Annotated in this window: 9 protein-coding genes; 6 read left to right on the top strand and 3 right to left on the bottom strand. The window is 63.9% G+C overall.

From position 1 onward, the window contains the following. Window positions 1–165 precede the first annotated feature (165 nt). Together B0I08_RS17445 and B0I08_RS17440 are read right to left on the bottom strand one after the other, a co-directional pair. On the bottom strand, window positions 166–501 hold the full coding sequence (locus B0I08_RS17445) for an L-rhamnose mutarotase (protein ID WP_106215229.1): 336 nt from the start codon (window positions 499–501) through the stop codon (window positions 166–168). Window positions 502–550: 49 nt separating this feature from the next. After that, on the bottom strand, window positions 551–1,420 hold the full coding sequence (locus B0I08_RS17440) for a sugar phosphate isomerase/epimerase family protein (RefSeq protein ID WP_106215227.1): 870 nt from the start codon (window positions 1,418–1,420) through the stop codon (window positions 551–553). Window positions 1,421–1,709: 289 nt separating this feature from the next. Here B0I08_RS17440 and B0I08_RS17435 point away from each other — a divergent pair, with 289 nt between their 5' ends. The 5 genes from B0I08_RS17435 to B0I08_RS17415 all read left to right on the top strand — a co-directional run bounded on the left by B0I08_RS17435 (window position 1,710) and on the right by B0I08_RS17415 (window position 7,460). Continuing rightward, window positions 1,710–2,573, top strand: a complete 864-nt coding sequence (locus B0I08_RS17435) for a DeoR/GlpR family DNA-binding transcription regulator (RefSeq protein WP_106215225.1) — start codon at window positions 1,710–1,712, stop codon at window positions 2,571–2,573. 121 nt (window positions 2,574–2,694) lie between these two features. After that, window positions 2,695–3,723, top strand: coding sequence for an autoinducer 2 ABC transporter substrate-binding protein (locus tag B0I08_RS17430; RefSeq protein ID WP_106215223.1), 1,029 nt, complete (start codon window positions 2,695–2,697; stop codon window positions 3,721–3,723). 106 nt (window positions 3,724–3,829) lie between these two features. Continuing rightward, the gene (locus B0I08_RS17425; protein WP_219905712.1) at window positions 3,830–5,353 is read left to right on the top strand and encodes a sugar ABC transporter ATP-binding protein; all 1,524 of its coding nucleotides are present in this window, start codon (window positions 3,830–3,832) and stop codon (window positions 5,351–5,353) included. Further along, on the top strand, window positions 5,350–6,366 hold the full coding sequence (locus B0I08_RS17420) for an ABC transporter permease (RefSeq protein ID WP_106215219.1): 1,017 nt from the start codon (window positions 5,350–5,352) through the stop codon (window positions 6,364–6,366). The genes B0I08_RS17425 and B0I08_RS17420 overlap by 4 nt, the downstream gene beginning before the upstream one ends. Beyond that, complete coding sequence (locus tag B0I08_RS17415) at window positions 6,363–7,460, top strand: ABC transporter permease (RefSeq protein WP_106215217.1); 1,098 nt, start codon at window positions 6,363–6,365, stop codon at window positions 7,458–7,460. The genes B0I08_RS17420 and B0I08_RS17415 overlap by 4 nt, the downstream gene beginning before the upstream one ends. A gap of 45 nt (window positions 7,461–7,505) precedes the next feature. On the opposite strand, the gene fucO is transcribed toward B0I08_RS17415, so the two are convergent. After that, window positions 7,506–8,657, bottom strand: coding sequence for a lactaldehyde reductase (gene fucO / locus B0I08_RS17410; protein WP_106215215.1), 1,152 nt, complete (start codon window positions 8,655–8,657; stop codon window positions 7,506–7,508). Window positions 8,658–8,861: 204 nt separating this feature from the next. Between fucO and B0I08_RS17405 the strand changes: the two genes are divergently transcribed. Next, window positions 8,862–9,503: a class II aldolase/adducin family protein gene (locus B0I08_RS17405; RefSeq protein WP_181243480.1), complete on the top strand. Its 642-nt coding sequence runs from the start codon at window positions 8,862–8,864 to the stop codon at window positions 9,501–9,503. The last annotated feature ends 95 nt before the right edge of the window (window positions 9,504–9,598 follow it).

Here is a 9,598-nt window from a genome sequence, read left to right as displayed (position 1 = left end):
CGAGGTCAGAGGTGATGTCACTGAATTGCACCATTGGAATTCATTCCTTCGTTACTGCGGAGAGGGACGGTGATCGAACACAGAGGAACGGTGATCGAAACCGAGATGGAGAGCGAAAGTGAATCGTTTCATTTAGAGACTAGCGGGCGACTTGAACGATCGCAATCACTGATTCGCAAGCTGGTCTTCGAGGTTGAACACTTCGGGGATATACACAAACGCTTGATCGGCAGGCAGCTCCGACGACACAAAGTGGTCCGCCATGGCGGTTTGCCAGCGCGCGTTGACCTCGGTCTGGGCCATCCCGGCGAGGTTGCTGTCGAGGTCTTCTGTCTCGAAATACCCGATCACCAGGCCGTCGTCGCGGAGAAAGATGGAGTAGTTGTGCCAGCCCGTGTCTCGCAGGGCGACGAGCATGTCCGGCCACACCGCGGCGTGGGCCGCGCGGTAGGCCTCGACGTGGTCGGGTTTAACCTGGAGCTGGAAGCAGATTCGGCGCATGGGGTTTCTCCCTCTGTCGAACGTCGATGAGGCGCGGATGTCTCGCCCATCAGTGCAGGGCGATGCTCTCCACCGCGCGCAGCTTATTGCGGATGAAGGCGTTTGCGTGGGCGCCCAGGTCTTCTGAGTCAGTCCAGAGGTTGCGCCAGACGGCGAGACTGCGGCTGAGCGACTCGCTCACGACGGCGGTGGAGAACGATTCGAAAGCGATCGGACCGGAGTATCCGATCAGAGCGAGGGCGCGGAACAGCCCGTCGAAATCGACGGAGCCGGAGCCGAGGTAGCCGCGGTGGCTTTCACCAATGTGCACGTACACGAGCCGGTCACCAGCGAGCAAGACCGGAGCGACCATATCCGACTCCTCGATGTTCATGTGGTAGCTGTCGAGGTGGACGCCGATGTTGGGATGGTCGATTTCGTCGAGGTAGACCAGCGCTTCCTTGGCGGTGTTGAACAGGTTCGTCTCGTAGCGGTTGACCACCTCCAGCCCAAGGGTGATTCCCAATTCCTGCGCGCGGACGGCAACCCGCCGCAGTACCTCGACGCTGTTGCTGCGGTTGACCGCGGTCGCGGCCTCAGGATATTTGGCGAGCTGGCTATAGAGCACGCCGACGAAGTACTCGGACTCGAGCTCGCTGAGGATCTCAAGCGCTCGCATCAGCTTGCGCTCGCCCGCCGCGACAATGTCGGGATCCGTGCTGGAAATGTCCGTGTCCGCGCTCTGTCCGAGGGAGGCGCTGATGGCGATCGGTCGCTTCAGGATGCTGCGTTTGGCCGCCTCGACGCCAAAGCTCTCGGGCTCGAGCAGGGGGATTTCCAGGAGGGTGAATCCGGCATCGAGGGTCTTGCCGACAGCAAGGTCGAACCCGGCCTCGTCGAAGGTGCCCGTCCACACCAGTCCGTGACATCCGATCAACATGTGCGTGGTCCGTCGCTTTCTCGCAGAACGATGTCGGACCCGCAGCCGCGCTGCCCTCATCGTCGAGGTGGTTCGGCCGCCGGAATTCCTGGATGCGGCACGAGGGGATTCGCGAGCCACCATAGGCCGCTGCTTTCGCACACGTCAACCCATGTGCTTTCTTTTGAAACCGGATTAGTTTCGTTTCAGTTTCGCTGGCGATCGCAAAGTTCCCTTGACCGACCGTCGCCAGTAGCGCAGCAGAGCCGCTGTGCCCCGTGTTCGCCAACGCTGTCGATCGGAGTTTCGGATGACCGAGCGCTACGACTTTGTGCGCGAAGAGGTCATCCTGCACGAGCTGAACGCACATGGCCGGGTGGTGGTGAAAGATCTGGCCGCGCGGCTCGGCGTCTCCACGGTGACGATCCGCAAGGACCTGGACTCGATGGAGGGGCGGGCGCTTGTCCGCCGAGTTCGCGGGGGAGCCGTCGTGCCGTCCGGCGGCGAAGAGGGTGCTTTCAGCGACCGACTGCGCCAGTCGGCAAGCATCAAACGCGAGCTCGGCCGGCGCCTCGCTCCTCTCGTGCACGACGGCGACGTCATCGCGCTCGATTCGTCGACGTCGTCCTACTATCTCGCCCTCGAACTGGTGGAACGCCGGGACCTCAAGGTCGTGACCTACGGGATGCGCACCGCGATGCTGTTCATGGACCACTCCGACGCCACCGTCATGATGCCCGGCGGTGTGCTGCGCCGCGCATCCGGGTCGATGGTCGGTGCTTTCTCGAACGTCCTGGAGGGACGGGGCCGCGTGGCCAAGGGCTTCTTCGGTGTCGCGACGCTGTCGCGCCAGCTTGGCCTGCTTGAGCTCTCCAGCGAAGAGGCGGAGACGAAGAAAAGCCTCGTCGGCGCGTGTGACGCCGTGTACGGCATCTTCACGTCGGCGAAAATACTTGGTTTCGGGCTGCATCCCTTCGCCCACCCCGCCGAGGTGACCGCCCTCTTCACCGATGAGCACGCAACGGACGACTTTGTCGACGAGTGGCAACGGCTCGGAGTGGCAGTGACGCGGGTGGCAGTGAGCCGCATCTCGGGCGGGGAGACACCCTCGCTCGAACGCCAGCCACCCGCCGCGAGGACGGCGACGCTGCAGCACGAGGTGGTGGCCAGGTGACACCGCCCACCCAGACCCTTCGCAACCGTCGGGATGCGCATCAGCACCGACCCGGTCGCGAGGAACCCACGCGGACTATCTCCGCACCAGGAAGCACCAAGAAGATTGAGAGGCACGAGGGATGAGAGCGAAAAGAGCAATGACGGTCGGCGCGATCGCACTGGCCGCAACCATAACGGTCGCGGGCTGTACCACTCGTAATGACGACAGCGCCGGAGGATCAGGCGGTGGCGAGGACGACCAGATCACCGTCGCGTTTGTGCCGAAGCTGCAGGGTATTCCCTACTTCGAGGCCATGAACGCCGGCGGGCAGGCGGCTGCGGAGGAACTCGGCATCGAATGGCTCTACCAGGGGCCAACCACGGCAGACGCGGCAGCCCAGGCTGATATTGTCCGCTCGTTCATCCAGCAGGATGTCGACGCGTTGATCGTCGCCCCGAACGATCCTGACTCGATGGCGCCGTTGCTGAAGGAAGCCGCCGACAAGGGCATCAAGGTCGCGACCAGCGACACCGACGCTCCGAACTCGGTGCGTGAGGTGTTTGTGAACCAGGCGTCCGCGCAGGGGATCGGTGAGGCCCTCACCGACTCGCTGATGAATGCGATGGGAGGATCCGGCAAGTACGCGATCGTCTCCTGTGGTGAAACCGCGGCAAACCTCAACGCGTGGATCGCCGTTCAGGAGGAGTACACCGCCTCCGAATACCCCGATGCGGAGATCGTCGACATCGTCTACGCCGGGGAAGATCAGGCCGCGGCGACCTCGATGGCGACCGACCTGATGAACGCGAACCCCGACCTGACCGGTCTGGTTGGCGAGTGCACGTCGTCCGCCCCGGGTGTCGCGCAAGCGGTAAAAGACGCCAACAAGATCGGGTCGGTCTTCACCGTCGGTCTGGGGACGCCGATGTCGATGGCGCCCTACCTTGAGGACGGTTCATCCAGCGCGTCCATCCTGTGGAACGTCGAAAACCTGGGCTACCTCACCGCCTGGACCGGGCAGCAGCTGGCCGAGGGCAACGAGATTGCGGCCACCAACGACGTGAACTCCGACATGCCCGCGGTCGAGTTCGACGAGGGCAGCAAGGTGCTGCTCCTGGGACCGCCGCTCGAAATCACGAAGGACAACGTCGGCGATTTCGACTACTAGGCACCAGGTCTATCGAGTCCACACCCCGGAGGCGTGCGAGCCGACGCCTCCGGGGTCTCCCCGGTCTCCCAGCACGAGAAATGAACCAGCCGAAATGAGCCAGCCAGTGACCGAACCACAGAAGCAGAACCGCGCTGATGAGTTTCGCCTCGAGATGCGGGCGATCGTCAAGAGCTACGGCGGAGTGCGCGCTATCCGCAACGCCGACCTGGCCATCCGGCCCGGGTCCGTGCACGCGTTGGTGGGCGAAAACGGAGCGGGCAAATCCACTCTGATCAAGATCATCGCGGGGGCCGAGCGGGCGGATGCCGGTGACGTCTTCTTCGACGGCACGCCGACGAACATCGCCTCCACCACCGACGCCATCAAACTGGGGGTGCAAACCGTGTACCAGGAACCGCAGCTGTTTCCTGAGCTGAGCGTTGCGGAGAACGTTTTTGTCGGCCGCGAGCTTAAGCGGGGGCTCCGGGTGGACTGGTCCGCGCAGGCAGACCAAATGCACGGGCTACTCGGCACGGTGGGGTTGCCCGAGCAGGTGGCGACGGCGCCCGTGGGCACGCTGTCGATAGCGCAGCAGCAGCAGGTGTCCATCGCCAAGGCGCTTGCGGGCGAGGCATCCATCCTCATCCTGGACGAACCATCTGCCATTCTCACCGACGCCGAAATCGACGTGCTTTTCACCGTGATTCGCCGACTGACCGCGAAGGGGGTCGCAGTCATCTACATCTCGCACCGCATCGACGAACTGTTCCGCATCGCCGACGAGGTGACGGTGATGCGCGACGGGCAGACGGTCTCCACCCAACCGATCGGGGATCTCTCCGTGCGTCAGATCGTCGAGCTGATGGTGGGCGGTGTTCTCAGCGAAGCGCGGCCCGCGGGAGACGTGCACCGCGGCTCGACCGTGCTGCAACTGGACCACCTCACGCGTGACGGGCACTTCTCCGATATCAATCTGAGCGTCGCCGCGGGCGAGATCGTCGGGCTCTATGGCCTGATCGGCTCCGGCGCGGCGGACATCGCCGAGGTGGTCTACGGCATCAACCGCGCCAGCAGCGGCCGCGTGCTCATCGAAGACCAGGCCGTCGCGGTGAAAACACCCGCCCAGGCCAAGAAGCTGGGTATTCACCTGCTTCCCGCAAACCGATCAGCGCAGGGTGCGTTCTCCTTTCAGAGCATCGCGCTCAACATTGTGATTGGTGAGCTGCAGCTGCTCGGCAGGCTACGCGGGTGGGTGAGTAAAAAAAAGGAACGCGAAATCGCCCGTGACTTCATTACCCGCCTCGCGGTCAAGACGCCGAGCGAGACGCAGCCCATCAGCGCCATGTCGGGTGGGAACGCCCAGAAAGTGGTGCTCGCCCGCCAATTGGTGAAACGGCCCACCCTGCTCGTGCTGGCCGAACCGACCCAGGGTGTGGATGTCGGCGCCAAGGAAGAGATCCACCGCATCATCTCCGGCCTCGCCGACGAGGGAACCGCTGTGCTCGTAGTCACCAGCGACCTGAGTGAGGTGCTGCGCATCTCGGATCGGATCCTCGTGATCCGCGCGGGACAGGTCGTCGCGGAGTTTCTGCCCAATGCCACCCAGGTCGAGATTCTCGCGGCCGCAGCAGGAGAGGTCGACAAATGACCTTGGAAAAGAAGCCGGCGCATTCCGACGCCACCCGGCGCACGGTGCGCCGGGTGCTCCCGCCTCCCGTCACCGGTCAGGAGTTCGTGCTCATCGGGGTGATCGCGGCTCTCTGGATACTGCTGGGGATCTTCACCCCGGCGTTTCTCACCCCCGGGTCGATACAGCCGCTGCTGGTTTCGGTTGCGCCCATCGCGCTCATCGGCGTGGGAATGACCTTCATCATCATCACCGCCGGCATCGACGTGTCCGTGGGTGGCGCCATCATGCTCTGCGCGGTAGTCACCGCCAAGGCCCTCGTCACGACCGGCGTCCCGCTGGTCGGCGCCATCGCGCTGTCTGTCGCGCTGGGCCTGGTCCTCGGCCTGGTCAACGGCACCCTCATCGCCTACGGGCGGGTGCACGCGATCATCATCACGTTCGGCACGGCGAATGTGTTCCAGTTTTTGGCGCTACGGGTGTTCGGATCATCCACCGTCAACGGCATTCCATCGACGCTCGAGGTATTCGGCCGGGGTGAGGCGGGGAGAACCCTCGGGGTTCCGAACAGCTTTGCGCTGACCGTTCTGGCCGTCGCAATCGCGTGGTGGTACCTGCGGCACACGGCCGGCGGTCGTCACCTGTTTGCGATCGGCGGAAACGCCCAGGCCGCGCGACTCGCGGGCATCAAAGTGCAACCCCGCATTGTTGCGACCTACGCGCTGACCGGTGCTCTGGTGGGGGTCGCGGCCTGCTTCTTCATCGCCTCGGGCACCTCGACCCTCGACCAGACCATCGGGTCAGGCCGGGAGCTCGCCGTGATCGCCGCTGTGGTTATCGGCGGTACCTCGATTCTGGGAGGACGGGGTTCGGTCATCGGCACACTGCTCGGTGCCATCCTCGTCGCGACCGTCACCTCGGGCGTCACCCAGATCGGCTGGCCCTCGCAGCTCGCGAATCTGTTCGTGGGCGTGTTCATTATCATCGCCGTCGGCACGGACCTGCTCCGCGAGCGGGCGAGGAGGAAGTCATGACCGTCACATCCCCACCCGCCACCCCACAGCTGCCCCCGGGAGCTGATCCCGGCAAGCGGCGCGGTCTCGTCTCGCGAATGCTCGAGGCGTTGCTCACGCAGCGGGTGGTTCTGCTCGCGGTGCTGATTATTCTTGTGCTCGTGGGGATGACCCTGCTCGATGTAGCCGGACTCCTCAGCGGCTCGTACAACGCGGACTATCTTGCCTCGGCGCTCATCAGTGCCGTGCCCCTGGCCATGCTCGGCCTGGCGCAATTGATGGTGATCCTCTCGGGAAAGGGGGGAATCGACCTGTCGGTTGGGTCGATGGTGTCGATCACCGGCGTATTGTTCGGCCTCGCGTACGGCTCCTGGGGCTGGGGTTTCCTCGCCGCCTTCGGCTTCGCGGTTCTTGCTGGCGCCGCCTGCGGTGCTATCAATGGGGCGCTGGTGGCCTACATCGGATTCCCTCCGCTCATCGCGACCCTCGCCACGTACTACGCCTTCCGGTCGCTCGCCCTCGTCATCAGCGACCAGAAACCGGTGAACTCGCCGGAAATCCAGGCGTTCTACTCGGCCGCGCAATCGATCGAAATTCCCCTCATCGGCGGTACCCTGCCGCTGGTTCCGCTCGGCATCTTCACGTTTCTGCTGCCCACCGTTGTGGTGGTGTGGTTGGTACTCAACAAAACCACGTTCGGACGCCGCCTCTACGCGATCGGAACCAACGACGTCGCCGCGGCGTGGTCCGGAATCAATGTTCGGCCGAACCGGATGGTCGTTTACGTTCTCTCCGGGGTGATTTCCGCGCTCGTCGCTGTCGTGACGGTGGCGCAGTTCGCTTCGGCGCGGCCCGACGCGGGAACCAGCGGAAACGGAATGGCGCTGCCGGCCATCACCATCGCGGTACTGGGCGGGGTGGCCATCACCGGTGGCATAGGCCGCGTCGCGGGAATCGTGCTGTCGACGCTCTTGATCGTGTGGCTGAACGCCGGCATCCTGCTCGCGTTTCCGGGCAACGACGGGTCGCAATACCAGCTGCTGGCGCTTGGGCTTGTACTGATCTTCGCCTCGCTGCTCAACGGCATCACCAAGCGCCGGTACGGGGGAATCTAATCGTGCGGCCCGCTCAGTATCAACACACCGGACGGTAGATCGCGATCAATACACCGAACGGTAGATCGCGAGGATCTGCTCGACGGTGGCGCCGCGCGGGTTGCCGCCGGTGCAGACGTCGTCGAACGCGGCCTGCGCGAGTGCCGGAAGGTCTTCCTCCCGAGCGCCAACCTCGCGGAGGGTGTTCGGGTTTCCCAGGGCCTTGGCGAAGTTCGCGACGGCCTGCACCGCGAGCTCTCGCACCTCCTCGAGGGGAAGGCTCACGGCATCCCGCACCCCAAATGCCACCGCGATATCTCGGAAACGCTCGCCGGTACTCTCGGCGTTGAACCGCATCACGGGCGCGAGGAGGATGCCGTTCGCCACACCGTGCGGGGCGTTGTAGAAGGCACCGAGGGGATGCGCCATTCCGTGTACCAGCCCGAGGCCCACGTTGGAATATCCCATTCCTGCCACGTACTGGGCCAACGCCATGCGGTCGGCGGCCGCGGCGTCACCGTCGGCGGCGGCGGGCAGCGCTTCGGCGATGATGGTGATCGCTTTCAGATGGAACAGGTCGGAGAGCTCCCACGCGCCCTGGGTGGTGTACCCCTCAATGGCGTGGGTGAGCGCATCCAGACCGGTCGCGACCTTGAGCGAACGGGGCGCCGTGGCCATCATCTCCGAGTCGACGATCGCGAGGATCGGGATGGCGTGCGGGTCGACGCACACGAACTTGCGTGAGCGCTCGACGTCGGTGATGACGTAGTTGATGGTGGTCTCCGATGCGGTGCCGGCAGTGGTCGGAATCGCGATGATCGGCACCGAAGGGTTTTTGGTGGCCGCGACACCCTCGAGGCTGCGCACGTCGGAGAACTCGGGATTGGCGGTGATGATGCCGATTGCCTTGCAGGTGTCCTGGGGAGATCCCCCACCCACGGCGATCAGCACGTCGGCGCCCGAGGCGGCGAACGCGGCGACGCCGGCCTGAACCGCTTCGATCGGCGGGTTGGGCGTGACGTCGGAGTAGACCTCGTACCCGAACTCGGCGGCGTCGAGCAGGTCGGTCACGCGCGCAGTGACTCCCGTCTGCACGAGCACGGCGTCAGTCACCACAAATGCCCTGGTGAAGCCGCGCGCGGCGAGTTCGCCGGGAATGACCGAGATCGCTCCCGGGCCGAAGTGAGCATTCTGGTTCCAAATCATTCTGTTGGACACGTTTATACCTTCTCGCTGTCATTACTTCGTTGTACTGAGGTCGGCGAATGAATCGTTTCACCGCTACCATCCTCTACCTTCTGCGCGCCCATATTGGGGCCCAAAGTCCTATCCGCCGTTCTGGATCGTCGCCTAGGCTCGATGAAAAGTGAAACGATTCAACAATGTGGTTCATCTCTCGGGACCACCGATCAGGAGGCCACAATGAGTGCTGCAAGCCGCGAGATCCGTGAAGAGATTCTGTACTGGTGCCGCGAATCCGTGCGCACCGGGTTGAATTTCAACACCCAGGGCAACATCTCGGTGCGTCTGCCCGAGCACAACGCGATTGTGATTACGCCGTCGGGTATTCGCTACGACGTGCTCACCGTCGACCAGATGGTTGTGGTCGGTTATGACGGCAAGGTGATCGAGGGCGACCTGTTCCCGTCGACCGAAACCGACGTGCACCTCGCTCACTACCGTCGTCGTCCCGACGTCAACGCGATTGTCCACACCGAATCGCCCTACGCCAACATGTTCGGCGCCATCGGCCGAACCATCGATCCCGTGCTGCTGAACATGGTGTTGTACGCCAAGGGCGCCGTGCGGATCATGCCGTTCGAGTTCTCCACCAACGCCGACTTCGGCGAGCTGAGCGCCAGCCTCATGGGCGACGACACCAACGCCGTCGTCTGGGGCAACCACGGAATGCTGTCCGTCGGCGATGACGTCGCCGGAGCGTTCAAGGTTGCGGTCGCGGTCGAAGCGAACGCCCAGGTTCTTCACGGTGCGCTCGCGCTCGGAACCCCGAATGTTCTGGTTCTGGCCGACATCACCATCCCCGCCGGAGCGCGCCTGCCCTAACCGCGAGGACCACCACCGTTCAGACCCACCACAAGAAACACCCAACACAAAGAAGTGACTGATGACATTTAGTGCCGAAATCGCCGCCCAGCTGC

The sequence above is a fragment of the Glaciihabitans tibetensis genome (assembly GCF_003003265.1).
Taxonomy (GTDB): domain Bacteria; phylum Actinomycetota; class Actinomycetes; order Actinomycetales; family Microbacteriaceae; genus Glaciihabitans; species Glaciihabitans tibetensis.
This window is presented reverse-complemented; position numbering and strand designations above follow the sequence as displayed.

Coding starts and splice junctions, on each gene's coding strand:
- B0I08_RS17445 (WP_106215229.1), bottom strand. CDS start 501: ATGCGCCGAATCTGCTTCCAGCTCCAGGTTAAACCCGACCACGTCGAG.
- B0I08_RS17440 (WP_106215227.1), bottom strand. CDS start 1,420: ATGTTGATCGGATGTCACGGACTGGTGTGGACGGGCACCTTCGACGAG.
- B0I08_RS17435 (WP_106215225.1), top strand. CDS start 1,710: ATGACCGAGCGCTACGACTTTGTGCGCGAAGAGGTCATCCTGCACGAG.
- B0I08_RS17430 (WP_106215223.1), top strand. CDS start 2,695: ATGAGAGCGAAAAGAGCAATGACGGTCGGCGCGATCGCACTGGCCGCA.
- B0I08_RS17420 (WP_106215219.1), top strand. CDS start 5,350: ATGACCTTGGAAAAGAAGCCGGCGCATTCCGACGCCACCCGGCGCACG.
- B0I08_RS17415 (WP_106215217.1), top strand. CDS start 6,363: ATGACCGTCACATCCCCACCCGCCACCCCACAGCTGCCCCCGGGAGCT.
- B0I08_RS17405 (WP_181243480.1), top strand. CDS start 8,862: ATGAGTGCTGCAAGCCGCGAGATCCGTGAAGAGATTCTGTACTGGTGC.